General features: G+C 61.0%; 18 protein-coding genes. 11 read left to right on the top strand and 7 right to left on the bottom strand.

What is annotated here, in order from left to right; all coding sequences use genetic code 11:
• Positions 1–79: 79 nt before the first annotated feature.
• Positions 80–1,831, top strand: coding sequence for a DNA polymerase/3'-5' exonuclease PolX (gene polX, locus ACILSO_RS08555; RefSeq protein WP_395736966.1), 1,752 nt, complete (start codon positions 80–82; stop codon positions 1,829–1,831).
• A 135-nt stretch (positions 1,832–1,966) separates the two neighbouring features.
• On the opposite strand, the gene ACILSO_RS08550 is transcribed toward polX, so the two are convergent.
• A complete protein-coding gene (locus ACILSO_RS08550; RefSeq protein WP_395736965.1) occupies positions 1,967–3,271 on the bottom strand; it encodes a M20 family metallopeptidase in 1,305 nt (434 codons plus the stop codon).
• A gap of 58 nt (positions 3,272–3,329) precedes the next feature.
• Positions 3,330–7,322 carry a PQQ-binding-like beta-propeller repeat protein gene (locus ACILSO_RS08545; protein ID WP_395736964.1) on the bottom strand — a complete coding sequence of 1,331 codons (3,993 nt, stop codon included), beginning with the start codon at positions 7,320–7,322 and terminating at the stop codon, positions 3,330–3,332.
• Positions 7,323–7,386: 64 nt separating this feature from the next.
• Here ACILSO_RS08545 and ACILSO_RS08540 point away from each other — a divergent pair, with 64 nt between their 5' ends.
• The 3 genes from ACILSO_RS08540 (at position 7,387) to ACILSO_RS08530 (ending at position 9,486) form a co-directional block, all read left to right on the top strand.
• Positions 7,387–8,346, top strand: coding sequence for a hypothetical protein (locus ACILSO_RS08540; RefSeq protein WP_395736963.1), 960 nt, complete (start codon positions 7,387–7,389; stop codon positions 8,344–8,346).
• A gap of 103 nt (positions 8,347–8,449) precedes the next feature.
• A complete protein-coding gene (locus tag ACILSO_RS08535) occupies positions 8,450–9,175 on the top strand; it encodes a lysozyme inhibitor LprI family protein (RefSeq protein ID WP_395736962.1) in 726 nt (241 codons plus the stop codon).
• A 20-nt stretch (positions 9,176–9,195) separates the two neighbouring features.
• Positions 9,196–9,486: a VF530 family DNA-binding protein gene (locus tag ACILSO_RS08530; RefSeq protein ID WP_395736961.1), complete on the top strand. Its 291-nt coding sequence runs from the start codon at positions 9,196–9,198 to the stop codon at positions 9,484–9,486.
• 198 nt (positions 9,487–9,684) lie between these two features.
• Here ACILSO_RS08530 and ACILSO_RS08525 read toward each other — a convergent pair whose 3' ends face one another.
• Complete coding sequence (locus tag ACILSO_RS08525) at positions 9,685–10,437, bottom strand: ABC transporter ATP-binding protein (RefSeq protein ID WP_395736960.1); 753 nt, start codon at positions 10,435–10,437, stop codon at positions 9,685–9,687.
• A 162-nt stretch (positions 10,438–10,599) separates the two neighbouring features.
• On the opposite strand from ACILSO_RS08525, the gene ACILSO_RS08520 reads away from it, so the two are divergent.
• Positions 10,600–12,246 carry an alkaline phosphatase family protein gene (locus tag ACILSO_RS08520; RefSeq protein ID WP_395736959.1) on the top strand — a complete coding sequence of 549 codons (1,647 nt, stop codon included), beginning with the start codon at positions 10,600–10,602 and terminating at the stop codon, positions 12,244–12,246.
• Positions 12,247–12,285: 39 nt separating this feature from the next.
• On the opposite strand, the gene ACILSO_RS08515 is transcribed toward ACILSO_RS08520, so the two are convergent.
• Complete coding sequence (locus ACILSO_RS08515) at positions 12,286–12,675, bottom strand: hypothetical protein (protein WP_395736958.1); 390 nt, start codon at positions 12,673–12,675, stop codon at positions 12,286–12,288.
• A 65-nt stretch (positions 12,676–12,740) separates the two neighbouring features.
• Complete coding sequence (gene uvrA, locus ACILSO_RS08510; RefSeq protein ID WP_395736957.1) at positions 12,741–15,632, bottom strand: excinuclease ABC subunit UvrA; 2,892 nt, start codon at positions 15,630–15,632, stop codon at positions 12,741–12,743.
• A 122-nt stretch (positions 15,633–15,754) separates the two neighbouring features.
• Between uvrA and ACILSO_RS08505 the strand changes: the two genes are divergently transcribed.
• From ACILSO_RS08505 to ACILSO_RS08495, 3 genes are all read left to right on the top strand, one after another.
• Positions 15,755–16,729, top strand: a complete 975-nt coding sequence (locus tag ACILSO_RS08505; RefSeq protein WP_395736956.1) for a hypothetical protein — start codon at positions 15,755–15,757, stop codon at positions 16,727–16,729.
• 288 nt (positions 16,730–17,017) lie between these two features.
• Positions 17,018–18,304, top strand: a complete 1,287-nt coding sequence (gene hisD, locus ACILSO_RS08500; protein WP_395736955.1) for a histidinol dehydrogenase — start codon at positions 17,018–17,020, stop codon at positions 18,302–18,304.
• A complete protein-coding gene (locus ACILSO_RS08495) occupies positions 18,301–18,714 on the top strand; it encodes a hypothetical protein (RefSeq protein ID WP_395736954.1) in 414 nt (137 codons plus the stop codon). The genes hisD and ACILSO_RS08495 overlap by 4 nt, the downstream gene beginning before the upstream one ends.
• Here ACILSO_RS08495 and ACILSO_RS08490 read toward each other — a convergent pair.
• Positions 18,683–19,696, bottom strand: coding sequence for a type I phosphomannose isomerase catalytic subunit (locus ACILSO_RS08490; protein WP_395736953.1), 1,014 nt, complete (start codon positions 19,694–19,696; stop codon positions 18,683–18,685). The two genes, ACILSO_RS08495 and ACILSO_RS08490, sit on opposite strands and share 32 nt — an antisense overlap.
• Positions 19,697–19,749: 53 nt before the next feature.
• Here ACILSO_RS08490 and ACILSO_RS08485 point away from each other — a divergent pair, with 53 nt between their 5' ends.
• From ACILSO_RS08485 to ACILSO_RS08475, 3 genes are read left to right on the top strand one after another with little or no spacing between them, the layout of a single operon-like run.
• Positions 19,750–21,153, top strand: coding sequence for an FAD-binding oxidoreductase (locus ACILSO_RS08485; protein ID WP_395736952.1), 1,404 nt, complete (start codon positions 19,750–19,752; stop codon positions 21,151–21,153).
• A 2-nt stretch (positions 21,154–21,155) separates the two neighbouring features.
• The gene (locus ACILSO_RS08480) at positions 21,156–22,475 is read left to right on the top strand and encodes a (Fe-S)-binding protein (protein WP_395736951.1); all 1,320 of its coding nucleotides are present in this window, start codon (positions 21,156–21,158) and stop codon (positions 22,473–22,475) included.
• Between the two features lie 8 nt (positions 22,476–22,483).
• Positions 22,484–23,086 (top strand): flavin reductase family protein, encoded by a 603-nt coding sequence (locus ACILSO_RS08475; RefSeq protein WP_395736950.1) that lies wholly within the window; start codon positions 22,484–22,486, stop codon positions 23,084–23,086.
• 292 nt (positions 23,087–23,378) lie between these two features.
• Here the strand turns inward: ACILSO_RS08475 and ACILSO_RS08470 are convergent, their stop codons facing one another.
• Entirely contained in the window at positions 23,379–26,072 is a 2,694-nt protein-coding gene (locus ACILSO_RS08470; protein ID WP_395736949.1) for a DUF6797 domain-containing protein, read from the bottom strand.
• Positions 26,073–26,388 lie beyond the last annotated feature (316 nt).

Here is a 26,388-nt window from a genome sequence, read left to right as displayed (position 1 = left end):
TGAGGGGAAGGCAGGCATAAAGAAGGGCGGGGGATGATTTCGTGCTTCACCTCGCGGCAACTCACGCCATGGTGCGCGCATGACCCGTGAAGACGCCGCCACCCTCTTTGAACGCATCGCCCTGCTGCTTGAGCTGAAGGGGGAAAACACCTTCAAGGTGCGGGCGTACCGGACGGGCGCGGAGATTGTGGAGAGCTACAGCGGGGACATCATGCAGATGGCGGCGGAGAACAAGCTGGCGGGCATCAAGGGCCTGGGCGAGGCGCTGCGGGACAAGCTGCATGAGATGGCGACCACGGGGAGGCTGGAGTTTTATGAGAAGCTGAAGGCGGAGTTTCCGGACACGCTGTTTGAGCTGTTTGATGTGCAGGGGCTGGGACCCAAGAAGGTGGCGGCACTGCATGCGGAGCTGGGTGTTTCATCGCTCGCGGATTTGAAGCGGGCTTGTGAAAGCGGAGAGGCGGCGAAGCTGGCGGGTTTTGGTGGGAAGACGGTGGAAAAGATTCTGGAGAGCATCGCCTTCCGTGAGAAGCATGCGTCGGAGTTTCGCATGGACACGGTGCATCCGCTGGTGCTGGACATCCTGGAGGCGCTGCGGCGGCATCCGGACGTCTCGCATGCGGAGGTGTGCGGCAGCTACCGCCGTGGCAAGGAGACGGTGCATGATCTGGATTTCCTGGTGTCCACGCGAAAGCCTGAGGAGGTGATCGAAGACTTTGTGAAGCTGCCGCTGGTGGTGGATGTGATCGCCAAAGGGCCGACGAAAGCGAGCGTGCATGTGACTCACGGTGTGCAGTGCGATCTGAGAGCGGTTTCAAACAAGGAGTTCCCCTTTGCGCTGGCGTATTTCACCGGAAGCAAGGAGCACAATGTGGCGATACGGCAGCGGGCGCTGGCGCGTGGGTGGTCGCTCAATGAGTATGGCTTTACTGCGGAGCGTGGAGATGCGCCGGTGATTCCGCCGATCCATGATGAGGCGGAGCTGTATCGTGCGCTGGATCTTGATTTCATCGATCCTGAGCTGCGGGAGAACAAAGGGGAGATCGATGCGGCGGAGCATGGCGGGCTGCCGCGGCTGATTCAGCTGGAGAATCTGCGGGGTGTTTTTCATAACCATACGACGGCGAGCGATGGTGGTGCGACGCTGCGCGAGATGGCGGATGCTGCGCATGACCTTGGGCTGCAGTACCTGGGCATTGCGGATCACAGCAAGTCTTCGTTCCAGGCGAACGGGCTGGACGAGAAGCGGCTGCTGGCACAGGTGCAGGAGATCAAAGTGCTGAATGAGGAGATGAAGGAAGAGGGGTTCCGCATTTTTGCTGGCAGTGAGGTGGACATCCTCAAAGATGGCAGCCTGGACTTTAGCGATGAAGTGATGGCGCAGCTCGACTACGTGGTGGCGTCTGTGCACAACGTTTTCAATCTGCCGGAGGCGGAGATGACGAAGCGCATCATCCGCGCGATTGAAAATCCGCATGTGACGATGCTGGGGCATGTGACGGGGCGGCTGCTGCTGCAACGTCCGGCTTACAACGTGAACATCGCGGCGGTGATCGATGCGGCGGCGGAGACGGGGACGATCATTGAGCTGAATGCGAGCGCGTGGCGGCTGGACATGGACTGGCGCTGGTGGAAGCTGGCGAAGGAGAAGGGCGTGAAGTGCAGCATCAATCCGGATGCGCACAGCACGCACGGGCTGCAGGCGGTGATCTATGGGATAAAAGCTGCGCGGAAGGGATGGCTGACGCGGCAGGATGTGGTGAACTGTCTGCCGCTGGGGGAGATTGAGGAGGTGCTGAGAGCGAAGCGCGGTAGAAAAGCGGAGGACTGAAAATTGGGAACTGAAAGGTGAGAACTGAAAATTGACGGAGAAGGGCGTCAGTTGCCCTTGGGCGATGTTTGGGAAACGGGGGCGCTGGGGATTCCAGAGTGAGCTAAAGCTCACGAGTACTTTTCCTGACGCGTCTTACTTCGCTGAGGCGTCGAGGAAATCGCAAAGGGCGGCGGCCATCACGGCGACGCCGGTTTTGATGCTGGCTTCATCGCAGTCGTACATGGGGGTGTGGCCACCGTAGGTGAAGCCTTTTTCTTCGTTGGCGACGCCGAGGCGGAAGTAGAAGCCGGGGACGACCTGGGCGAAGAAGCTGAAGTCTTCACCGCCCATGCCGGGGATGAGTTCGATGACGTTCTTCACACCGACGATGCGGCGGAAGGCGGGAAGGGTGGCCTCGATGAGTTTGCGGTCGTTGAGGATGCTGGGGTAGGTTTTGCGGTACTCCATTTCATAGGTCGCACCATGGGCTTCGGTGATGCCTTTGAGGATGCGCTCCATCTGCACGATGACACCATCACGAAAGGCGGCGTCGTAGGTGCGGACGGTGCCGCCGAGCTCAACTTTTTCGGCGATGATGTTTTCGCGGTCGCCGCCGCTGATGGTGCCAATGCTGATGACGAGGGGCTGGCGTGTGTTGGTCTGGCGGCTTTTGATCATCTGCAGGGCCATGATGGCCTCCGCAGCGACGGCGATGGCGTCCACACCCTTGTGAGGGGAGGAGCCGTGCGCCATCTTGCCGCGGATGGTGATGTGGAAGCGGTCGCTGTTCGCATTGTCGATGCCGGGTGTGTAGCCGATCTGGCCTGCTTTCAGATAATGCGTGGCATCATCCGTGGTGCCCGCAGGCTGCACAACTGCTGTGGTATGCAGGCCGAAGACGGCGGCGGGCCTGGGGTTTTCCATGGCACCTTCCGCGACCATGAGCTTGGCACCCCAGTCGCCGGCGAAGGTGGCGGGCATGGCCTCCTCGGCGGGTTGGAAGAGAAACTTCACGCTGCCTTTGATTTGATCGCGATGCTGGGAGAGAAGCTCCGCAACGCCGAGGGCGCAGGTGACGTGGACATCATGGCCGCAGGCGTGCATGACACCGGGATTTTGCGAGCGGTATGGGACGCTGCGCAGTTCCTTGATGGGAAGGGCGTCCATGTCTGCGCGAACGGCGACGCAGGGGCCGTCCTGCGTGCCTTTGAGCAGGGCGACGATGCCGTGCTTGGCAACGCCGGTTTTGATGTCGGTGAATCCGAGTTCCTTGAGGCGGTCGGCGACGAGCTTCGATGTGCGGACCTCTTCATTCGGAAGTTCCGGGTGGCTGTGGATGTCGCGGCGGGTTTCGACGAGGCGGGGGAACATTTCCTCGATGCTTTTCTGGAAAAGGGCGTCGCGGGTTTCTGCAGCGTAGCCGGTGGAAATGAGTGCAAGCAGGGCAAGGTATTTCATGGCAAAGAGAAACTAAACGAGTGTGCGAAAAATGAGCGTGGATCCGTTAATGCAACTTTCAACGCTGCACGACACCCGCAGTGATCTCCGTGGCATTGGTGCGCAGGATTTCGATGCCATTCAAAATGGGGGCGCAATCGGGAGAGACGGGAATGAACTCCACCAGGATCTTGTCGGTGGCGGGAATGTTTTCAAACTGCTCGACGATGGCGCCTTTGCGCGTGGCGGGGTCGAAGGCCTTGAGCACGGTTTTGCCACCGAGCTTGATGTCGAACACACGCTGGCCGGGCTGATCATCCGCCATGGCGGCAAACATAAGCTTCACGGTATAGGTCGCGGGCGGCTGGCCTTTGGCGAGGACGGGGATTTCGAGAGTGGTCAGGCCGCGCAGGCCGCTGGTGAAGATCCATGGCGTGTCATGGCCTGAGATGGCCTGGCTCTCGGAGCTGAAGGCGTAGGCCCCGCCGGCCTTGCTGGTGTACTGGGGTTTGAGATCGAGCGGCAGATCAATGCCCGCGCGGCTGCTTGGGCGGGGGTAGCCGAGCCAGAGCTTGCCGTGAGCATCGCGGCGGTCGCCAGGGGCTCCCATGTTCAGGGCCATGTGCTGCACGGGGAGCGATGGACCCTCGGCGCTGTACACGCCCCAGTTCATGCGGTCTTCACGCGGCTCGAACACCACGGTGCTGGCGATGGAGAAGAGGCAGACGCAGCCCGCGCTGGCCTCGGGGATCATGACGAGACCGTTGGCGGGGATGGTGTTGATCCAGCAGCCAAGGCGATGGCCGGCGAAATGTTCGGTGCCGCTGTCGGTATCGCGATCATAGAAGGCGGTGAACTTGGAGCGGAAGAACATCATGTTTGGCGTGGCGGAGATGGCGCCACAGTGGTGGCCGGGGCGGGCAAACATCCAGGCGGACTCCTCGCCGGTGAGGGGATGCTTGCGGGTTTTTTGAGCGCCGGTGTAGAGATCGTAGCTCCAGGGTTCGGCGATGATTTCGTTGTCGATCACCACGGGGCGGTGGCGGTAGTTGGCGTCCTTGGCCCAGAGCTTGTCACCCTTGTTGGCATCCAGCACGACGAGGCGGCGGCGTTTGAATTCACCGCTGAGGAACTGCTCCCAGTAGTGGCCGTTGGCATTGGCGCCGCCGAGCACGAGATGGCCGTTGTGATACATGAGGGTCAGTGCTCCGCCACCGATGCCGATCTCGCTGCAATCCGTCACATCCACCGGGTTTGCCCACTGCTGCCTGCCTGTGGCGGCATCCAGCGCCACGGCCATGCGCAGGTCGTGATTTTTGATGCGGTCCTCGGCCAGCTCACGCTCCTTGCCCGTCAGCTTGGCGAGGTCGGTCTTGTCCTGCGCCAGCATGAGGGCGCGCTGCTCGGGCGTGAGGGAGGCATCAATGAAGAACAGCCGCCCGTCTCCGAGGGCGATGCTGACGTGGGAGATGTGCTTGCCCTGGTGCGTCCACTTCAGCGCACCGGTTTTCACATCAAAGGCAAAGATGCGGTCCGTGGAAATGGAGCCGGTCTTGCCGCGGCGGGCGACTTCCGCGGCCTTCTCCACGCGCTCGGTTTCGGTGCCGTAGAGCAGGCCGTCCTGCACGGCAATGTAGCCCCACTGCAGGTCTTTCTTGGTGCCCGCGCCGGGGATTTTCAAAGTGCGCACGATCTTGCCCGTGGCTGCATCAAACTGGATGCACTCGTCCTCCATAAGCATGAAGAGGTAGTCATCGCTCGCTGCCATGTTGCCGGGTTCGCGGGCATTGTATACGCCGATGCGCATGGCACCGGGGTTCTTGGTCTCCCAGAGGAACTGGCCGTTGTAGGCGTCATAGGCCATTACGCTGTCTTCTCCTTGCACAAACAGGCGGCCATTGACCGAAAGGGGCCCCACGGCTCCATCATGCCGGTTGACGACCTTGCCCGGGCCGGGATCGCCATACCAGAGCACGCTGAGGCCGCCTTTGATGCGGTGGTCGTCTGTGCTGGAAGTGTTCGCGGCATTGCCGTACTGGTGGGACCAGGAACTGGCGCCCGGCAGTGCGGTACGAGTCAGCACGCTCCAGCCATCGGCATTCGAGAGGGTGGCCTTTTCTTCCTTCAGTTTTGTTTCAGCCAGCCAGGCTTCGGCTTTTGGCGAGGCCTTGAAGCAAAACTTGCCGCCGATGGGTTTGAGATGCATCGCCACATCCGCCGGGACGCCCAGGGGCTCCGAGCTGTCGCTGACGATGAGATTGGCGCAGTAGTTTGAAAACGGCATCACTGCCAGGTCAAGGTGGTCCACCGTGATACGTGGCCCGTAGAGGCCGGTGGGAAGAAGCGCCTGACGTGCGGCGGCGACTTTTTTCTCATCGGCATCGACACCGAAAATGACGAGATCGCTGCGCCTGGCGAGTTCATAGGCGAGGCGCCCCTGGTCGCTTCCCAGCACGATGCAGAAGCCCTTGGTGATGCCGGTTTGCTTCAGGATGGCCTCCGCCGCCTCCGCATGCGCCTTGTCCGAGGGGAAATCATTCGGCTTCTTCTCAGCGATCACCTCGGCCGGCTTCTGACCAAACACGTACACGCGGCCAGTGGTGGTGCTGACGACGAGATGGCCGTCTGAAGCAGCCAGGCCGCGCGCCTCGCCATCGACGGCGGCTTTCCAGACCTGTTTGCCGGTTTCGGCATCGATGGCAATCACTTCACCCTTGCCGCCTGCGACGACCGTTTTGCCCGCGATGATGAGCGCGGACTGATGCGGCGTCTCGAGCGTCCATTTCACGCCAGCATCGGTGAGGGTGGCCAGCTCGGCCTTGAGCTTCGCGACCTCATCCTGCTTGGCCTTGTAGGCGATGCGAAGAGGCTCGTATTTTTCGGCAACTGCGGCAAGCTCGGCCTGGGCCTTGGCAAAGGCCTTGGGATCGTCCTTCACCTTGCGCGCTGCCGACTCGGCCGCCTGGAGCTTTTTCGCCGCGGCCAGCGCGGGATCCTTCTTTAATGTGGAAGAGATCTTGGAGATGGCCGCTTCATGGCCATGGCGGATGCGTGTGCCTTCCGCATGCTTGGGGCGGTCCACCGCGATGATTTTGGTGCCATCCGCCATGTAGCCCATGTCTCCGGCCAGAGTCATCTGCGTCCCGGCAAACCACGCATAGCCGGACTTCTGCTTCTCCTGATCCAGCGCCAGGATGTGGTGCTCGCCCACGGCATAGATTTGATCATCGGCCAGAAAGGCCTGCGTGCCGCCGATGGGGCCGCCGGCATCGCCGCGCCAGCCGGGTTCGGGTTTGACGAGGAGCTCGCCGGTCTTGCGATCAATGGAGACTGCAAGTGAGCGGCCCGAGGGCACAAACAGAATGTCCTTCGTGGCCAGCAGGTAGCCCTGCGGTGAGAGGTCATTGCGGCCGGCGTCCTTCTCGCTGATCGCATCGTTCTTCCAGATGATCTTTCCAGTGGCGGCCTCGACGGCGTAGAGGAAGACCTTCTCATGCGGAAACACGCCCGCGCCGAAGTAGGCGATGCCGCCGTCCACCAGCAAACCGGTGCGCACGGGCCAGCGCGAGATCATGCGACCGCGTGCCAGGATGCGCTCGTCATGCGGGCCGGCGCGCAGCTTCCATACGAGCTTGCCCGTTTTGGCATCCAGGCAGTAGGCATAGCCGTCATCGGAGCCCACATAGACTTTTCCCTCCGAGATGGCAGGCGCCAGGCGCACGGGCCCGTTGGTGAAGAAAGACCACTCGTCCTGCCCGGAGGAGAGGTCCCGGCAGATGACGCGGCCATCCACGGAGGAGCCAAAGAAGATCTTCCCTGCGCTGATGGCCACGTGGAAGACCTCGTCAAAGTGGATGCGATTGAGCATCACGTGATTTTCAAAGACGCGGCCGTCTTCACCTGCCCAGGCCATCTGTGGTGCGGAGGCGGACTCAAACATCCACGCGGACTGCAGCGGGAGCTGAAGGCCCTCCGTGGTCGCGCCCACACGCGAGGCATCGTGCAGGTAGGTGGGCCAGTCGGCATTGGCACTGGCGGTGGAAAGAGCGAGCAGGAGCAGGAGCGAGCGCATGGTCGAACTAAAACGCGCTATGGATGTGAATTCATCCAAACCGCCGCGTATTGTGCGGGTGCCCATGCTGCGCCGTACTGCCCTCATTCTCCTCCTGTGCGCCACCTCTGCGCTGGCATGCTCCGTGCCGGTGTTTCGTTATGCGCTGGAGCACTGGGTGGCAGACCCCTATCGCGTCAGCGTGCCGCACGGGGTGAAGCTGGAGGGAAATTTCAAAGTCACCGTCGGCGCTGCGCAGCGGATCGAACTGCGGCAGCCGGTGATGATGCGGAACGACGAGGTGATCTGGTCCGCGGACTACACTGAGGCGAATGTGAAGCTGCTGGTGGACTCACCGGCGCGGCAGCAGATCGCGGAGCGGCTGGGCAATGGCGAAAGCGCCGTGTGGGTGCTGCTGGAGTGCGGAGACCAGGCAAAGGATGCCGAGGCGGCGCGGTTTCTGGACGAACGTCTGGAATATCTGAGCAGTGTGATGGAACTGCCGAAACTGGACCAGCAGGATGTAAAGAACGGGCTCGTCTCGATCCCAGGTGATGGGCTGCGCCTGGCTTTTTCCACGCTGCGGCTGAAACGCGATGATGCGGCTGAGAGCGCCTTTATTGCCATGCTGCTGGCGAGCGAGCCGGACCTGCGCAGCCTGAAGGAGCCGATCGCGTTTCCGATCTTTGGGCAGGGGCGTGTGCTCTATGCGCTGGTGGGGAAGGGCATCAAGGTGGAGACGGTGGACCGTGCGGCGCAGTTCCTCATCGGCTCCTGCTCCTGCCAGGTGAAGGAGCAGAATCCCGGCGTGGACCTTGTGATGGCGGTGGACTGGAAACAGATGGTGAAGGCCCAGGCAATGCCGGGCCAGCAACTGCCGGAGCTGAGCCAGATCGCGGATCTTTTGCCACAGACCGTGAAAATCGGAGCGGAGCCGACGCCGGAGCCAGTAGCTGACAAGTCTCGTTTGTATTGGGGCGGCGGGCTGGGGCTGCTCGCGGTGCTGGCTTTGGGTCTGTGGCGGATCATGAACTCGCGGCGTTGAGTTCAAGGCCGGGTTTTTGAGGACGGTCCAAGAAATCTAAAGAACCCGAGGCAAACCGTGGACATGCCGGTGCGCGCAGGTAATCTGGTGCCACATGCGAAATGTGATTTTACTTCTCACCTGCCTGCTGCTGGCGGCGGCCTGTGCCAGCACGGGCCACGCGCAGGAAAAGCAGCTCAGCGCGAAGGAGGCGAAGGCGCTGTATGAGAAGGCGGATCGCGCGCTGAATGAAGCCTGGGCAGCGGCGAAGCAGAAGCTGCCGGAGGCGGAGTTTAACAAGCTGAAGGATGACCAGCGGGCGTGGGTGGAATATCGCGATTATCTGGCGCGCTCACCCATGTTCACGGGGGTGGGCGGACAAGATGATCTGCCGCTGGACGCGCCTGAATATCTTCAGGCTGCAGCGGGGTTGGAAGATGAAAGGACGGAGTGGCTGAAGGGCTTGATCCATGAATGGAAGGACGAAAATCTGACCGGAAAGTGGAGCGACAGCCGCGGTGGCAGCGTCGAGGTCGTGGAGAAGGACGGGCATCTCTATTTTTCCATTTCGGTGGTGCGCGGACCGACCTCGCACGGCGGCGATATTTCGGGTGTGGCCATGTGGAACAGCCCCATCGGGTGGTATAGCGACAAGGGGCTGGACAAGGAGAAAACGGACGAGACCAATCTCAGCTTCATTTGGCGGGACAGGAAGCTGGAAATCACGGGTGCGAACACCAGCTATTACCATGGAGCGCGCGCTTATTTTGATGGCAGCTATGTTAAAGTGAAAGCGCTGAGCGCCAAAGAGCAGGCCGAAATCATCCAAGGCCCGAAGCCGACTAAATAAACTCCAACGACAAACATTTCATGCACGCCGCAGGTCCCAAGAATCCGCTCCATGGCATCACTCTGCAGATGATGGTGACGCAGCTCGTCGAACACTACGGGTGGGAGATGCTGGGGCGGATGATTCCAATCAACTGCTTCAACTGGCAACCGAGCATCAAGTCGAGCCTGACGTTTTTGAGAAAGACACCTTGGGCGCGGGCGAAGGTGGAGGCGCTTTATTTGGACTCGATGCCGGACATGAAGGCGGCGAAGGAGGCGCCGGAAGGAAGTGGGCTGCAGGAAGATGCGGGAACAGAGCCCGTGGCATGATGCAGGCGGCAGCGTGGCGTGGTCCGCACTCTGCGGGTGCGGGCACCGGAACCGGGACCGCGCCGCAATGGGATGAGCGGAGCTGGGGGGATGGCGGAGCGCTGATCGACAGGCAAGAGTGCCTGTCGTACTCCGGAGGTCGAGGCTCGACGCTTGACCCTGCACGACACGCTTTAATGGCTGACCGGCGGTTTCGCCTCACAGCTTCTCCACATGCTTCAAATGCTCGGGGGGAGGATGGTCGGCATCCACATCGTGGATTTCGACGACACGGCCGTCGTCCATGCTGGCGATGCGGTTGGCGTGGTGGAAGATGCGGTTGTCGTGGGTGACGATGAGGACGGCGCGGTCCTTGCCACGGGCGACGTTTTCGAAGAGTTCCATGACGACGTGGCCGTTCTTGGCATCGAGTGCGGCGGTGGGTTCGTCGCAGATGATGAGCTGGGGCTCGTGAACGAGCGCGCGGGCGATGGCGACGCGCTGCTGCTGGCCGCCGGAAAGCTGGGAGGGGCGGTGCTTGAAGCGATCGCCGAGGCCGACCTGGGCGAGCACTTCTTTGGCGCGTTTTTCGGCCCTGGAGGCGGAGACGCCCTGGATGAGGAGGGGCACGCTGACGTTTTCCGCGCAGGTGAGGGTGGGGATGAGATTGAAGGACTGGAAGATGAAGCCGATGTGCTTTGCGCGAAAGCGCGTGATGGCGGCGGTGGACATCTTGCGCAGGTCATGGCCGAAGACGTGCAGTTCGCCTGCATCCGCCAGCAGAGTGCCGGCGATGATGCTGATGAGGGTGGTCTTGCCGCAGCCCGAGGGGCCGACAAGCATGGTGATGTCGCCGGGGCGGACTTCGAGTTCGATCTCCTTGAGCACCTGGAGCTTTGAACCGCCATCACCAAAGCTCTTGGAGATGCCGCGAACATGGGCTGCGAGCTGGGTGGATGCAGGGGAAGACATTCGTGAGTGATTTACGTGGTCCCGATGCCTGCGGTTGCCCGGGAGTTCAAGCGGGGAGTGAGGGCTGGATGCTGGATGGAGAACGCAGAACGCCGCAACCTTGAAGTGATGTCGCTGAAACTGTGCTGGCAGGAGGGGCGTTAACTTGATTCTCTTTTTTCCATGAAGCCCAAGACCCTCCTTTCTCTCATCGCTCTTTTCACGTGCACGACGGTTGCGCAGGCCGTTCCTCCGAAGGCTCCGAAGCTGGTGGTGGCGATTTTGGTGGATCAGCTGCGCTATGATTACCTGGAGCGCTTTCATTCGCAGTTTGTGGATGGTGGATTTCGTGAGCTGACTGACAAGGGGGCCTTCATGACCTTTGCGCAGTACAATTATTACCCGACGATCACAGCACCGGGGCATGCGAGCTTTTTCAGCGGCAGCCCGCCGATGATGCATGGGGTGATCTCTAATGACTGGTTCGACAAGCGCAGCGGGGAGATGATGTATTGCGTGGAGGATGATGGCGTGAAAGGCGTGGGAACGGATGCGAAGGAAGGGCAGAGGTCGCCGCGCAACTTTATTGGGGCCACGGTGGCGGATCAGATGCGGCTGCACTGGGGCAGCAAGGTGGTGGGCATTTCGGTGAAGGATCGCGGGGCGATTTTGCCAGCGGGGAAAAAGCCGACGGGGGCGTACTGGTTTGAGGCGGCTTCGGGGAACTTCATCACGAGCAGCTATTACAAGACGGAGCTGCCGGCGTGGGTGAAGGCTTTCAATGACAGCAAGCGGCCCGATGCGTTTGTGGGCCAGACGTGGGAGCGGCTGCTGGATGAAAAGCAGTATCCGGTGCCGGACGAAGCGGCGGGAGAGGGCCACCTTGCGGGTGAGAAAGGCAGCACCTTTCCGCACAAGGTGATCAAGGAAGAGGCGGAGGGATACGAGCCGATCCTTTCCACGCCGTTTGGGAATCAACTGCTGGCGGAGTTTGCGAAGGCGGCGATCGAAGGAGAAGGACTGGGGCAGGGAGAGAAGCCGGATCTGCTGTGTGTGTCGTTTTCATCCATCGACTACTGCGGACACAAGTTTGGGCCGTATTCGCAGGAGGTGCAGGACATCACGCTGCGCCTGGACCGGCAGCTCAAGGAGCTGTTTGCCTATCTGGACAAGAAGGTGGGCATGGCCAATGTGGTGATGGTGCTGACGGCGGACCATGCGGTGGCACCGACGCCTGAAAATGCCAAGGAGCAGGGGCTGGACGGTGAACGGCCGCCGGTGGTGGATCTGCTGGTGGAACTGCAGGGGAAGGTGGCGGAGCGTTTTGGCCCTGGCCGCTATTTTATGCTTCCGAAGGGCAGCCTGAAGCCGAAACTGGTGGATGGGAACCTCTACTATGACCACGCAGTTCTGGAGACGAACAAGGTGCAGCCGGATGCGCTGACCGCCTTCATCCGCGAATGGGCGCTCTCCACCGGCGTGTTTCATGCGGTGTATGGTCGTGACCAACTGCTGGAAGGCCGGGCACCCGGCGTGATCGGCCAGCGCATCACGAACGGGTTCAATGGCGAGCGCAGCGGCGATGTGGTGATGATTTTGAAGCCGTGGATGATCGCCGGAACAGGCAAGCCTGCGACAGGGACGACGCATGGCTCGCCGTTTTCGTATGACACGCATGTGCCGGTGATTTTTTATGGCGCGCCGTTCAAGGCGGGGCGGTATGCCGATGAGTTCAGCATCACCGATCTTGCACCGACGCTGTCAGCAGGACTGGGGATTCAGGAGCCGCCGATGTGCATGGGTAAGCCGCTGGTGAGGGTGCTGAAGTAGAGGGGGACAAAGAGTGTCGGCAGCAAATAATTCGTTCAATCAAGGGCCAACATGAGGTGATGTTTTCGAATAGTCGAAGTATGGAAAATCATGAGGCTCCCCAGACCAGTTCCACTCGCGATCAAACAAAGATGGCAGGCCGAATTCAGTGCCCACCATTGCATAAACATGGCCAGATTTTGAAAAGCAGTATTGAAGGCCATCTGCATAGATTGAGTGGTATATCCTGTCGCGCGTATGTTTACGAAGACCTCTGATGTTGGCCACGTGGTTCCAGTCCTCGTATCTCTGCATTTCATAAGTCACTGCGCCATTCAAGGCCACATGTCGAATTTCGACTATGTATGGAGGATTATACCACCACCAAAACGCGATACCTGCACAAAATGCCGTGGCAAGAACTAGACTAATAATCCATCGAGTTTTCATGATTAACTGAGGAATTTAAAATGGGATGAGTGTGATCTTGTCGAAGATACATTGCGCGGTATTCGTCATTTACGTAAAAACCTCCCCGTCACGCTTTTCTCATTCGCCGCGATCTGCTTGGGCGTTCCTGTTGCTAAAATGTGGCCGCCTTCGGTGCCGCCGCCGGGGCCGAGGTCGATGATCCAGTCGGCGCAGCGGATGACGTCGGTGTGGTGCTCGATGACGATGAGGGTGTTGCCGGCATCGCGGAGGCGGAGGAGGACGCCGAGAAGGGTTTGGATGTCGGCGCTGTGGAGGCCGGTGGTGGGCTCGTCGAGGACGTAGAGGGTGCGGCCGGTGCTGCGCTTGGCGAGTTCGGCGCTGAGCTTGATGCGCTGGGCTTCGCCGCCGGAAAGGGAGGCGCCGCTCTGGCCGAGCTTGATGTAGCCGAGGCCGGTTTCTTCGAGGGTGCGAAGTTTTGGCGAGATGGTGGTGCTGCGGTCGAAAAAGCGGAGGGCTTCGCTGACGGTCATGTCTAGGACGTCGGCGATGTTTTTGCCTTTGAAAGTGATCTCCAGCGTCTCGGCACCGTAGCGTCGGCCTTTGCAGGATTCGCAGGTGACATAGACATCGGCGAGGAAGTGCATGTCGATCTTGATGAGGCCGTCGCCTTCGCATTTTTCGCAGCGGCCACCGGGGGTGTTGAAGCTGAATCGGCCGGAGTCGTAGCCGCGCATGCGGGCGAGCGGGAGCTGGGCGAAGAGATCGCGGATGGGACCAAATGCGCCGGTGTAGGTGGCGGGATTGGAGCGCGGGCTGCGGCCGATGGGGGATTGATCGATGACGACGACTTTGTCGAGGTGCTCAAGGCCGGTGATTTTTTCGTGAGCGCCGGGGATTTCCTTGGCATCGTAAAAATGGCGGCGCAGGGCACGCATGAGGATGTCATCGACGAGCGTGGATTTGCCGCTGCCGGAGGGGCCGGTAACGCAGGTGAAGGCACCGAGGGGGAAGGCGGCGGTGACGTTGCGCAGGTTGTGCTCGGTGGCGCCGTGGATGGTCAAGGAGTGGCCGGTGGTCGGTTCGCGGTTCTCGGTGAGCAGTGTTTGCGGAAGGGCTTTGGCTTCGATGCTGGTCTTGCCGCTCAGGTAGCCGCCGGTGATGGAGTTTGGGTTTGCGGCGATTTGGGCGGGGCTGCCTTGGGCGGTGATTTTTCCGCCGTGGGTGCCTGCGCCGGGGCCGAGCTCGATGATGTGATCGGCGGCACGCATGGTGGCTTCGTCGTGCTCGACGACGAGGACGGTATTGCCCAAATCGCGCAGGCGGAGGAGGGTCTGGATGAGGCGCTCGTTGTCGCGGGGGTGGAGGCCGATGCTGGGCTCGTCCAGCACGTAGAGCACGCCTGCCAATCCGGCACCGATTTGTGAAGCGAGGCGGATGCGCTGCATTTCGCCACCGGAGAGGGTGCCGCTCTCGCGGTTCAAAGCGAGGTAGCCGAGGCCGACTTGCTCGAGGAATTCGATGCGTTTGCCGATCTCGCGCTGGAGTTCGCCGACATAGACTTTTTGCTGCTCAGTGACTTCGAGTTCGCGGATCCAATGCAGGGCGTCGCGGACTTGGAGGGCGGTGAAGGCGTGGATGTTTAAATCTGAGCCAAGTTCCAAGTTTAAAGTTTGAAGTTTAAAGTTGGAACTGAGTTTTACGGCGAGTGATTCGGGCTTGAGCCGCATGCCTGCGCAGACGGCGCAGGGCTGGGGGTTCATGAGGCGGGAGAGGGCGGCGCGGAGGGCGTCGCTCTCGGCGCTCTGGTAGAGGCGGGCGATTTCGGGGAGAAGGCCTTCGAAGGGCTTGGCGAGGCTGCGTTTGTTGCCGGCTTTTTGCCAGCCGGTGCTGATGGCTTCGCTGCCGGTGCCGTGGAAGAGGGCGTGCTTGAAGTCCTGCGGGAGGTCCTGAAACGGGGCGTCCATCGCTGCGCCAAAATGTTTGGCCAGGGCCTCGACGCTTTGATTGAAGATCATCTTCACCTTCGGGTGGCGTGCCCACCAGGCCTTGATGGCGCCGTCGTTGAGGGACTTGGTTTCGTCCGGGACGAGCAGGGTGGCGTCTGGCGTGGGGGTGGTGCCAGTGCCTTCGCAGGCGGGGCAGGCGCCGAGATGAGTATTAAAGGAGAAGTGCTGCGGGGTGAGGCGTTCGATGGTGTAGCCGGTGCGCGGATTGGCAAAGGCGGTGGTGTAGCTGAGGACCTCCTCGCTGCCGTCGAGATTGACGAGGAACTGAACCTCGCGGTCGTTCCAGTGCAGGGAGCTTTCGATGGCCTCCATGAGGCGCTGGCGAGAGTCCGGGCGGACGACGAGGCGGTCGATGACGATCTGCACGGTTTGCGTTTCCGCATCGTCGAGGGCAGGGGAGTCTTCGAGTTCCACGACGGTGCCGTTCAGGCGGACGCGGACGAAGCCCTGGCGCTTGAGTTTTTCAAAGAGGGTGCGGGTGTCGGCCGCGCTGGCGGGGGGCTGGGGGGAGAGGACGACGACGCGGGTGCCTTCGCCGAGAGCGAGGACCTTGTCTGCAATCTCGGGCGGGGTGCTGCGGTGGAGTTTTTCGCCGGTGCCGGGGTCGTAGGGCTGACCAGCCACGGCGTAGAGGACGCGGAGGTAGTCGTAAATTTCCGTGACGGTGGCAATGGTGCTGCGCGGGTTGGGGTTCGAATGAACCTGTTCAATTGCCACCGCCGGGGAGAGGCCTTCGATGAAATCGACGTCCGGCTTTTCCATCTGGCCGAGGAACTGCCGGGCGTAGGCGGAAAGGCTCTGCACGTAGCGGCGCTGGCCCTCGGCAAAAAGGGTGTCGAAGGCGAGGGAGGACTTGCCGCTGCCGCTGACGCCGGTGAGTACGACGAGGCGGTGGCGCGGGATGTCCACGTCGATGTTTTGGAGGTTGTGCTGCCGTGCGCCACGCACGCGGATCACGTCTTCAGGCATGGGGCTACCAAAGCCGCGTGAGAAGGGGTAGATCAAGCCCAAGAAATCCCCGGCTGGGGCGTTTTAGAATGGTGAATGAGGGTGGTTGATTATCGCCGCCCTCTCTTTTAGACTCCCCCACCATGAAACCCCTCATCGTCATCGTCCTGGCTCTCGCCGTCGGTTACATCTCCTACGAGTATGTGTACCCGCCACTCGCCGATGCCATGAAGTTTACCAAGCATGTGCCGAAGGTGGAGGAACCGAAGCCGGAGGTGGTGGTCGCCCCGCCGCCGAAGCCGAAACCGGCACCGAAAAAAGAGCCCGTTGTGGTGATGGCGGAGCCAAAGCCCGAGCCCAAGCCGGAAATGAAGCCCGAGGAGCCGAAACCTGAGATGCCCAAGGTTCCAGAGCCCCCGCCGGTGGACCCTAACGCCTTTGTGGCTCCGGTTTTCCCCCCTGTGGACGAACTTACCCAGAACTGGGCGGTAGTGCCGAAGGGCTTCTTCAACACCCCGAAGCAGGTGACCATCAAGAAGGACCTCGAGATCAAAATGCAGATGGGCAAGGCGACTGCGGCTTCCACCTTCAAGTCAGGGGCCAAAGTCTTCGTCATGGGCCAGGAAGGGCCGAATCTGGTGGTGGGTGCCTCGGCGGGCTCGCCGATGCGTGGACAGGTCGCGATGGACGACACTGACTTCAAGGAGGTCTTTTCTGCTGCCTATGAGCAGGTCAAGGTCGTGCAGACGGAAAACGCGCGCAAAGCGCATGAATACCGTCTGGCTGCGGCCGAGCGCCAGAAAAACTCCCCGGCCGGTGCAGGTGGTGGCGGTGGAGGCAGCAGCAATGACAAGCCCGTGAAGGATGCCGATGGCACCTACCCCATGCTGCTGGCCAGCATGAAGGCCGGCGAAGTCACTGAAATCAAGCCGGACAACATCAAGTCCTGGGGAGATCCTGCGCAGGAAAAGATCGACGGCACTGAATACTGGACCGTGAACGTGAAGTACGAGACCCAGACGATGTTCGGAAAATTTGAAACCGAAGCCCAGGCCCGCATCAAAAACGGCCGCGTGGCGAAGTGGGTGTACACTGGCTCAGGCGAAGTAGTGCCGTAATGCGGGAGTGACCGATGACGTATCTTGCCGCCATCATTGCGACTATGGCGGCCATCGCTGTGGCCTCGTATTTCTATGAGAGGCGAAATGGGAGTTCGCGGTCCAGTCGCAGCAATGAGCCAGCAATCCCGGAGGATGGCTGGGGATCTGAGAGTGAGAGTGAATTCGATGGCGATGGTGACGGGGAGTGAAGGCATCCGGGCGTGCAGGAACTCGTCGCAGCGGCAGTGCTGGATTCATGGACCATCCCTTGACTCCGCCGCCTCTCTTGCCACGTAAACCCATTCAATGAAGATCATCCGCCCCACTGACTCCGACTACGCTGCCGCATCTGCCGCCCTGAACCGCCGTGCCGAGGCCAGTGATGCCGTCCGCGAGGTCGTGGCGGGCGTGATCAAAGCCGTGCGTGAGCGTGGGGATGCGGCAGTGCTGGAGCTCACGGAGAAATTTGACGGGGCCAAAATCACCGCGGCGCAGATGCGCGTGCCGCAGGCGGAGCTGGATGCCGCGTGGGAGGCTGCCGATGCCACCTTTAAGAGCGCCCTGGAGGCTTCTCACCGGAATGTGACGGCCTTTGCGCAGCGCAGCATGAGGCAGGGGTGGAGTTTTAAAAATGAGCAGGGAGCTGAGGTCGGGGAGGTGTATCATCCTTTCGAGCGCGTGGGCTGCTATGTGCCGGGAGGCACCGCGCCACTCGTGTCCACCTCCATCATGACCGTGGCCATCGCGGCTGCGGCGGGGGTGCCGGAGATCGTTGTATGTACTCCGTGCGGTCGAGATGGCACGGTCAATCCGGGGCTGCTGGCGGCGCTGAAGCTGGCGGGTGCGACGGAGGTGTATAAAATCGGCGGATCGCAGGCGATTGCGGCGCTGGCTTTTGGAACGGAGACGATCCGTCCGGTGGTGAAGATTTTTGGCCCTGGCAACAGCTACGTGGTGGAAGCGAAGCGCCAGAGCTTTGGCGTGGTGTCGATTGATCTGCTGCCCGGGCCGAGCGAGGTGCTGATTCTCGCCGACAAGTCGGGGAATCCGGCCTACATCGCCGCCGATATTTTGGCGCAGGCGGAGCACGGGAAGGACAGCATGGCGGGATTCGTTACTGATGACGCAGCGCTGCTGGATGCCGTGGTGGCACAGGTCAAAGAACAGTCCGCCACGCTCAGCCGTCAGGCGCAGCTTGCGCCGGTGCTGGAAAAGGGCGTCTTCCTCATGCAGGTGCCGAGCCTGGAGGAGGGGGCGCGGCTGGCCAATGATTTTGCGCCGGAGCATCTAACACTGATCACCACCCGTGAGGAGGCCATTCTGCCGCTGATCCGCACGGCGGGTGCCATCTTCCTGGGCAATCACTCCCCGGTGGCCGTGGGCGATTTCCTCGCGGGCCCGAGCCACACGCTGCCCACGGGGGGATCTGGCAAATCTTTCCCTGGCATCACGGCGGACATGTTTCAGCGCCGTACCAGCATCATCCGGCTGGACCGCGAAAGCTGCGCCAAGTCCGACCCCGTCGTCAGCGCAATCAGCGCAGTTGAGGGGCTTGATGCGCACGCGCGTTCGGTGTCCATTCGCTGCGTATGAAAAAATCCCTCTGCCTCATCGTCCTGCTGCTCGTCGCCTGTGGTAAAGAAGAACCGAAAACAGAGGCACCGCCCGTCGTGTCCAAAGCGGCTGAGACGAGTCCAAAGCCCGTGGTTCCGGAGAAAAAACTGCCGGTCGCCCCACAGGGTGAGCTTCAGCGAATGGACCCGGAGAAGGCCAAGTACATCGCCATTCCGAACACGCCGAAAGATCCTGAGGTGAAGAAGGTGGACAAGCCTGCGCCGAAACCGGAGACGACTACGCCCGAGGTGAAGAAGCCTGCTGTGCCGACCGAAGTGAAGAAGCCTGAGACTGAAGTCAAAAAGCCGGAGGCAACGGCAACGGAAGTCCAAAAGGCGCAAGCCCCCGCGACAGAGGTCAAAGCAGCTGCGCCTGCAGTACAGCAGTAGCCAGAGGCCGGGCGGAGGCGGAAGCGCCTGCGGGTTTCAAGGCAGGCACGCGGACCTCCAGCCACTGGCAGGTGGCGTCGGCTGGCTTTACGAGCCGTGCTGCAGAGCCCAGGCAAGCGGGCACAAGGGCGAAGTCGCCTGCTTTGAGGGTGGTGCCGCCGAGGGTGATCTTGCCGCTGACGACTGCGATCGTGAGGCTCTCGCCCGGAACGCCTGCCTGCTTTGAGCCACTGAGCAGCCTGACGTCAAAGTAGTCGCATTTCACCAGGGTGCCGTTGCTTTCGATCTTCTGCACGCCTGGAGTGAAGTCGGTAAAGTCGATGCTCTGCATGGACTCCTGCACATGCAGCGCGCGCGGTTTGCCATCCAGACCCACGCGGTTCCAGTCAAAGACGCGGTAGGTGGTGTCGCTGTTCTGCTGGATCTCATAGATTAAGAGGCCTGCGCCGATGGCATGCACACGGCCGCTGGGAATGAAAAGGCAGTCGCCGGTGCGTGCTTCGATGACGTGGACCACATCCGCCACGGTGCCGTTCTGCAGTGCGGCTTCGAAATCCGCCTCCGTCTTGCCTTCCTTCAAACCGGCATAGATTTTTGCCCCCGGATCGGCGTGGGCGATGAACCACATTTCGGTTTTGGGCTCGCCTTTCAGCTCCTCGGCCATGCTCGCCGGCGGATGCACCTGGATGGAGAGATCATCGCAGGCATCGAGAATCTTCATCAGCAGCGGGAAGGTGGGGCTGGTGGATGAGGCGAGAGCCTTGCCAAAGACCTCTTCGCGGTGATTCGTCCACAGATCATGCAGGGATAGGCCGTCTGCGGTCACGCTCTGCGCCTCGGGGCGGTCAGACACGGCCCAGGCTTCACCAAAAGGGGTGGTGGCATCCGGCAGTGTGGCCCCCAGCAGCGACTCCATACGACGGCCGCCCCAGACGCGGCTTTGGTAAATGGGGGTGAAACGAATGAGCTGATTGAATTTCATGAGATGATAATGAACCACAGCCTGCGTTGACGCTCTAGCACGAACTCGCCAGAATGCCCTCTGTGAACAAAATTGAAGCCAGTCTTATTCAGTCCCTGAACCAAATCTTATCGCCTGATAGGGTGCTTACCGCAGCGGAGGACATTGTGCCGTACAGTTTCGATGGGACGGCCGCCCTCAAACAGCGTCCCGGCGCGGTCGTTTTTCCTCTGACGGCCGAGGAGGTGTCTGAATGTGTGAAGCTTGCACGCATGAACAACATCCCCGTGGTGACCCGCGGTTCCGGCACCGGCCTGAGCGGCGGCAGCGTGCCGCTGGATGGCTGCCTGGTGATCTGCCTGGTGAAGATGGACAAGCTCGTGGAGGTGGATGAGAAAAACCTCACGCTGCGTGCGCAGAGCGGCGTCATCACGAAGGAAATCGACGATGCCTGCGCCAAAGTGGGCTTGTTTTATCCGCCGGATCCTGGCTCCATGAAGATCTCCACCATCGGTGGCAATGTGGCGGAAAACTCAGGCGGGCTTCGCGGGCTGAAGTATGGCGTCACGCGTGACTATGTGATGGGCTTCGAGGTGGTGCTGCCTGACGGCACGCTGACCTTCCTCGGCAACAAGTGCGTCAAAGACGTGGCCGGCTATTCGATGAAGGACCTTTTCATCGGCAGCGAAGGCACGCTGGGCATCATCACGGAGGTCATCCTGAAGGTGCTGCCGCGGCCCAAGGCACGCAAGACGATGCTGGCGCTGTATGATTCGATGGACGCTGCGGCGAAAACGATCTCCGCGATCATCGCTGCGAAGATCATTCCCTGCACGCTGGAGTTCCTGGACCGTGTGACGGTGCAGTGCGTGGAGGATTACGCGAAGATCGGCCTGCCGACCGATGTGGAGGCGCTGGTGCTGATGGAGACGGACGGGCACCCCGTGGTGGTCGAGGAAGAAGCCGCGCAGATGATGGCGCTGGCGAAGGCCAATGGCGCGCGCGATGTGCGCGCCGCAGCGGATGAAGCCGAAGGCGCCAAGCTGGCTGCAGCACGTCGCAATGCCTTCTCCGCGCTGGCCCGGGTGCGCCCGACCACGATTCTCGAAGACGTGACCGTGCCGCGCAGCGAACTCGCGGCGATGGTGGCTTTCATCGACAACGTGGCAAAAAAGCACAAGCTGCAGATCGGCACCTTTGGCCATTTGGGTGATGGCAATCTGCATCCGACGTTTTTGACGAATGAACGCGATCATGAGGAGATGCACCGCATTGAGGTGGCGCTGGAGGAGATTGTGGATGAGACCATCCGCCTTGGCGGCACCGTCACTGGAGAGCATGGCGTGGGGCTGGCGAAAAAGGCGTTCTTGAAGCGCCAGCTTGGCGAGGGCAGCTACGAACTGATGCGCAGCATCAAGAAAGCGCTGGATCCGCAGGGACTGCTGAATCCGGGGAAGATTTTTGACGCGAGGAACTGATCATGTCATCTGCCAATCTTCTTCAATCCCTCGACTACTCCGTGCTGCAGCAGTGCATGCACTGCGGCATGTGCCTGCCCACTTGTCCGACCTACGTGGAGACCAAGCTGGAGCGCAACAGCCCGCGTGGCCGCATCTCGCTCATGCGGGCGGTGGCGGATGGTGAGCTGGAAGTCTCCAAGGCGCTCTCAGACGAGATGTACTACTGCCTTGGCTGTCTGGCCTGCCAGACCGCCTGTCCGGCAGGCGTGAACTATGCGGAGCTGTTTGAAACAGCACGTGCTGAAGTGGAGCAGGCACAGGTGAATGATGGCATGCAGCGTGGCTTCTGGCGCTGGCTCTCGCTGAACGTCATCTTTATGCATCCCTGGTTGCTGCGGCTGGTGGGGCGGGTGTTGCGTGTGTATCAAAGCACCGGGCTTGAGAAGCTGATGCGCAAGGTGCGTTTCTTCGGCCTCATGCCGCGCTCTCTGGCGGCGTTGGAACCGCAGACGCCGCAGATCGCGGCGGAGTTTTCGGATGATCTGATTTTGCCGGAAGAGTCGCCGACGGCGAGCAGGGGCTACCGTGTTGGTTTGCTCACGGGTTGCATTCAGGATCTCGCCTTCTCAAACATTAATCGCGATACCGTGGATGTGCTGCTGGCGAATGGCTGTGAGGTCATCACGCCGCGTTCACAGAGTTGCTGCGGGTCTCTGCATGCGCACAATGGGGAACTGGAACTGGCGCGTGAACTGGCGCGGCGGCAGATCGACAGCTTTGATCTTGAGGCACTGGATGCCATCATCACCAACGCCGGTGGCTGCGGCTCGCATTTGAAGACTTACGGGCATCTGCTGCATGATGATCCATTCTACGCAGCCAAGGCGGAGATGTGGGACCGGAAGGTGAAGGACATTCACGAATGGCTGGTGCAGATCCGCTTCCGCAAACCCATGGCGGGTGCTGGCGTGGAGGAGGTGACGTACCACGAAAGCTGCCATCTGTGTCACGGCCAGAAGGTTGTGTCGCAACCGCGTCAGATCTTGGCCAGCATCCCGGGGCTTAAGTTCAAGGAGCTGCCGGAGTCAAACTGGTGCTGCGGCAGTGCGGGCATCTACAACATCACGCAGCCGGAGCAGAGCAAGAAGCTGCTGGATCGCAAAGTGGCGAACCTGCGGCAGACGAAGACGCCGGTCGTGGCGACGAGCAATCCGGGCTGTCATTTGCAGATTGCGAACGGGCTGCGTGCCTGTGGTGATCATCCCTGCCAGGACGTGACACAGCCGGTGACGCTGCTGGCGCAGGCGTATCGTGCGGAGCAGGGCGGCACTGCGGACTGATTTTTTCTATGGAACTCGACCTCACTGGCCCGCTGCGTGAAGACGCCTACATGATTCTCGCCGGACTCGTGACGCCGCGTCCGATTGCATTGACAACCACTGTTGATCCTGAAGGGCGTGTGAATGCGGCGCCATTCAGCTTTTTCAATGTGCTCGGAGATTCACCGCCGATTGTCGGACTTTGTCCGGGAGATCGTGCGCCCGGTGTGCCGAAGGACACGGCGCGTAACATTCGCCTGACTCATGAGTTTGTGGTGAACCTGGTGGATGAAGCGCTGGCCGAAAGGATGAACCTCTGCGCTGCCACGCTGCCGCCGGGCGAAAACGAACTGCTGCATGCCGGACTCACGGCGGTGACGAGCAGTGTGGTGAAGCCGCCGCGGATTGCGGAAGCGCCTGCCAGCTTTGAGTGTCGCAGCCACAGCATCATCGAGATCGGCGACAATCGGCTGATCATCGGTGAAGTGCTGCGCGTGCATGTGCGCGATGGCATTCTGGACCCTGAGACGTGGCTGGTGAAGCCGGGGAACTATCATCCGATTGGCCGCATGCAGAGTCCGAACTGGTACTGCCGCACGCGGGACATGTTTGAGATGAAGCGGCCGAAGTGAGAGGGGGGAGCAAACAGGACGCTCGCACTAAGTGGCTCATGCCACGAGCCCTTGAAAACGGGTCTGTTGTTGTGATCAGGCGCTCCGGCTGTGTTTGGCGTCGAGAGCGCTTCCGAGCTTCAACGATCCATTCGCCAAACCGGCAGACTGCGAGGATGTTCGCACGCCACAGTGCTTGCGGCACGCTCGCAGACGGGCGGGCTGTCGCCACACCCATCCTACGATCCGGCATGCGCCGCCTGTTTGACGTTCGTGGGGTTACCTATAGACCTGTTTTCAACGGTGCGTGGTATTACTTCAAGCTCTTGATGTACAAGATCAGGCTCTCGATCTGGGAGTCGTTGAGGATGCCGGAGTAGATCGGCATGCCGGTGTCGAATTTCTCAAAGCCCTTCACCACTTTGGCGCTCGGATTGGTGATGGACTCGCGCAGGTAGGCCTCGTCCGCATTGAATTTGCCTTTCTCGCCTTTGGCGATTTCGCGCTCGCTGCCGTACAGACCTTTCCAACTGGGGCCGACTTTGCCGACGAGGGTGCCATCGATGCTGTGGCAGGCCATGCAGCCGAACATCTGGTAGAGGCGCTCGCCTTCTTCGGCGGTGGCTTTGGTGGTGGCCACGGCGGCGGCTTTGCGCGGTGTAAGGTCCACCTTGAGGTTTTCGTCGAAGCCTTCTTTTTTGGCATCGAAGGTCATGAGCTCCCAGGGAGTGAAGTAGGCGGTGTTTTCAGCCTTGAGGCCGTCGGCGCTTTTCAGGCCCCAGCCGATGCGCATCTGGTGCACGCCGGCTTTCATCTCGGGGAAGCTCACGAGCACAGTCATGCCATCCTTGCTGAGGTAAGCGCTGCTGGGTGTCATCCATTCCTGGCCGCTGCTGCCGTCGAGCTTCAAATGGGGCGAGCCGTAGTCGAAGGTGCGTTTGTAGTTCCAGCGCTCGCCGTTGAAGCTGTCGGGGTTGGTGGCCAGTGCGGGGTCCAGCTTGACATTGAAGCGAAGGAGCAGGCCTTTGTCTGTCGGGGTGATTTCTTTGATGAGGACGCGGGGCTTGTCGGTGTAGCGCAGGCGGGCGAGACCGCTGATTTTTTTGACGACGGTGCCCCAGACCTGGAAGCCGACCACGTAGAGCTGGCCGTCGGCGGGATTGACGACGGCATTGAGCGTGGGGAAGTCGAAGTTGCGGCTGAAGCTGACCACGGCGGCTTGCGGCTTTTCAAAGTGGGAGTTCATGAGCACGCGGAAGAGCTCGGGGCGGTTGTAACCGATGTGGATGAGCTCGTCGTTAACGGGGCCCATCTTGGCGCCGATGAGCCAGGTCTGGGTGACGCCGCTGGGATTGACCGGATGCGGCAGCCAGGTGAGGGGCTCGGTGATGGTCTCGGGATACTTCTCCTTCGGCGCGATGGTGGGCAGGTGGCCGTAGAAGTGATGGTCAGAGATGATGTGCAGCGGGGTGGAGGGGACGTAGTTGCCCTGCTGGTCGCTGGCGGTGACGAGGCCGGTTTTCGGATTCACGCCGATGAAGGGCTGGCGCAGGCCGTAGCCGATGACCTCGATCGATTTGCCATCGGGCGCCACCTTGATGACGGTGCCGTTGTGCTTGCCATAGGTGGTGCCTTCCTGGCCGCCTTTGGAGATGTAGAGCTCGCCCTTGGGGCCGAGCTTCATGGAGTTGGGGAACTCACGCGTCTCGGCGGTTTGCGCGAAGAGATTGCAGAACATCTCATAGCGGTCGCACTCCTTGTCGTTGTTGGTGTCCACCAGCTTCCAGATGCCGTTGCGGTCAAAGACGAGGATGTCGCTGCCACGCACGACGATGTTCATCGGCTCATGCAGGCCGCTGGCAAAGCGCTTCCAGGTGACCTTTTCCAGATCGCCCTTCAGGCCGGAGATGAGCCAGACATCGCCATCGAAGGTGACGCCTGCGGCATCGCCCTGGTCATTGAAGAAAGCGAGGTCCGCGAGGCGGACGTTGCGCTTCCAGGGATTGTCGAGAGGCAGGGGGATTTCGTCGATGACGTAGGCGTCGGGCTTGGTGGAGAGGGTGGCGGAGGTGGTGAGGACTGGCTTCATGCCGGGGCCGCCCAAGGGAGTCGGAAGACTAGACTTGCGTGGGAGCTTTACAGAAGTCGCCACTTGGAAACTTGTCTTGGTCGATGAGGCTGGTACTGACAGGTATAGACAGCCGTTTTTGTCACGAATAATCTCCGTCTTCTCCAGCGTGACAGTGTTTTGAAGCCCGGACGCCGTCAGTCTTTGGTGACTGTTTTGGCCGTAACCCAGTAGAAAAACCAATGGCTTGGAATGAGGAGACACTTCAAATGATCTTAACCAAGACAACTCCGTTTCGCCGCCAGTCATGAACGACTCGGTAATTCCGACTCCATCAATGGTATAGTTCAGCTTCACACCTTCGAGGGGCGACTGCTTTCCGTAGTCCAGAGCATCGAAATGTGTGCCGGCACCAGACTGGACCGGCCCGCGCCCCACTTCCTCCGGACTCGGCGTTGCTTCGCGTGGATCTGTGAAGCTCGGCTTCTCGCCGACTTGCCAGCCGGGATAGATGCCATTGGCCAGCCACACCTTGCCCACTGGCTTCGGCAGGAAATCTTGCCCGTCCTTTGTCTTCTGTCCTGCCACATGGTACGAACCCGGAGCGAGCGCCTCGGGCGTGACCGGAGGCTTGCCGGCTTCGCCTTCCCAGATGCATGCGATGCGTAGGAGGTCGGTGTCAAAGCAGGCCCAGAGATTGTGGCCGAGATTGAGGATGATGCCGCGGGGCGTCAGGTTGTCCTTGGGAAAGCCTTCACCGGCTTCGCGGGCATCGAGGACGCTGCTGAAGAAAGGGAAGTCTGTTTCCACGAAATCGCCCCAGGGTGAGGGCGTGGCGGGGGCCTCGGGTGCCTTGGGCTTGGAGGGCTTGTCAGCGGCGAGCGAGAGCGAGCAGGTGGCGAAAGTCAGCAGGAGCGCGAGGAGCAGGCGGGGCTTCATGGGTGGGAGAGAACAGGCTTGGCGGGGGCGTTCTGTCAATGATGTAGTGCCGAGTGCCGAGGGTGAAGTGGTCCGCACTCTCCGAGTGCGGCTTGGGAGGGCACTGAGCTGCGGGCTATGATAGGACTGCGCAGAAACCCTGTGCTCATTTCCGGGATGCACGCTGGAGTGTGCACGCGCGGGAGGTTTGGGTGAAAAAGGAGACGATGGGCGGCACGAGCCGCACAGGGGGGCTGTACGGACCACTATGGGGACCTGCCTTCGGCGAAGGCAAAGTGGTCCGCGCATGGAATGTGCGGCTTGGGGGTTGTGGCCG

The organism is Prosthecobacter sp., from assembly GCF_044226605.1.
In the GTDB taxonomy this organism is placed as follows: domain Bacteria; phylum Verrucomicrobiota; class Verrucomicrobiia; order Verrucomicrobiales; family Verrucomicrobiaceae; genus Prosthecobacter.
Note: the sequence above shows the minus strand (reverse complement) of the source record. Positions and strands in the feature narration are given on the sequence as shown.

Coding starts and splice junctions, on each gene's coding strand:
- uvrA (WP_395736957.1), bottom strand. CDS start 15,632: ATGCCTGAAGACGTGATCCGCGTGCGTGGCGCACGGCAGCACAACCTC.
- ACILSO_RS08550 (WP_395736965.1), bottom strand. CDS start 3,271: ATGAAATACCTTGCCCTGCTTGCACTCATTTCCACCGGCTACGCTGCA.
- ACILSO_RS08540 (WP_395736963.1), top strand. CDS start 7,387: ATGCTGCGCCGTACTGCCCTCATTCTCCTCCTGTGCGCCACCTCTGCG.
- ACILSO_RS08485 (WP_395736952.1), top strand. CDS start 19,750: ATGCCCTCTGTGAACAAAATTGAAGCCAGTCTTATTCAGTCCCTGAAC.
- polX (WP_395736966.1), top strand. CDS start 80: ATGACCCGTGAAGACGCCGCCACCCTCTTTGAACGCATCGCCCTGCTG.
- ACILSO_RS08475 (WP_395736950.1), top strand. CDS start 22,484: ATGGAACTCGACCTCACTGGCCCGCTGCGTGAAGACGCCTACATGATT.
- ACILSO_RS08515 (WP_395736958.1), bottom strand. CDS start 12,675: ATGAAAACTCGATGGATTATTAGTCTAGTTCTTGCCACGGCATTTTGT.
- ACILSO_RS08525 (WP_395736960.1), bottom strand. CDS start 10,437: ATGTCTTCCCCTGCATCCACCCAGCTCGCAGCCCATGTTCGCGGCATC.
- ACILSO_RS08505 (WP_395736956.1), top strand. CDS start 15,755: ATGAAACCCCTCATCGTCATCGTCCTGGCTCTCGCCGTCGGTTACATC.
- ACILSO_RS08520 (WP_395736959.1), top strand. CDS start 10,600: ATGAAGCCCAAGACCCTCCTTTCTCTCATCGCTCTTTTCACGTGCACG.
- ACILSO_RS08545 (WP_395736964.1), bottom strand. CDS start 7,322: ATGCGCTCGCTCCTGCTCCTGCTCGCTCTTTCCACCGCCAGTGCCAAT.
- ACILSO_RS08480 (WP_395736951.1), top strand. CDS start 21,156: ATGTCATCTGCCAATCTTCTTCAATCCCTCGACTACTCCGTGCTGCAG.
- ACILSO_RS08530 (WP_395736961.1), top strand. CDS start 9,196: ATGCACGCCGCAGGTCCCAAGAATCCGCTCCATGGCATCACTCTGCAG.
- ACILSO_RS08490 (WP_395736953.1), bottom strand. CDS start 19,696: ATGAAATTCAATCAGCTCATTCGTTTCACCCCCATTTACCAAAGCCGC.
- hisD (WP_395736955.1), top strand. CDS start 17,018: ATGAAGATCATCCGCCCCACTGACTCCGACTACGCTGCCGCATCTGCC.
- ACILSO_RS08495 (WP_395736954.1), top strand. CDS start 18,301: ATGAAAAAATCCCTCTGCCTCATCGTCCTGCTGCTCGTCGCCTGTGGT.
- ACILSO_RS08470 (WP_395736949.1), bottom strand. CDS start 26,072: ATGAAGCCCCGCCTGCTCCTCGCGCTCCTGCTGACTTTCGCCACCTGC.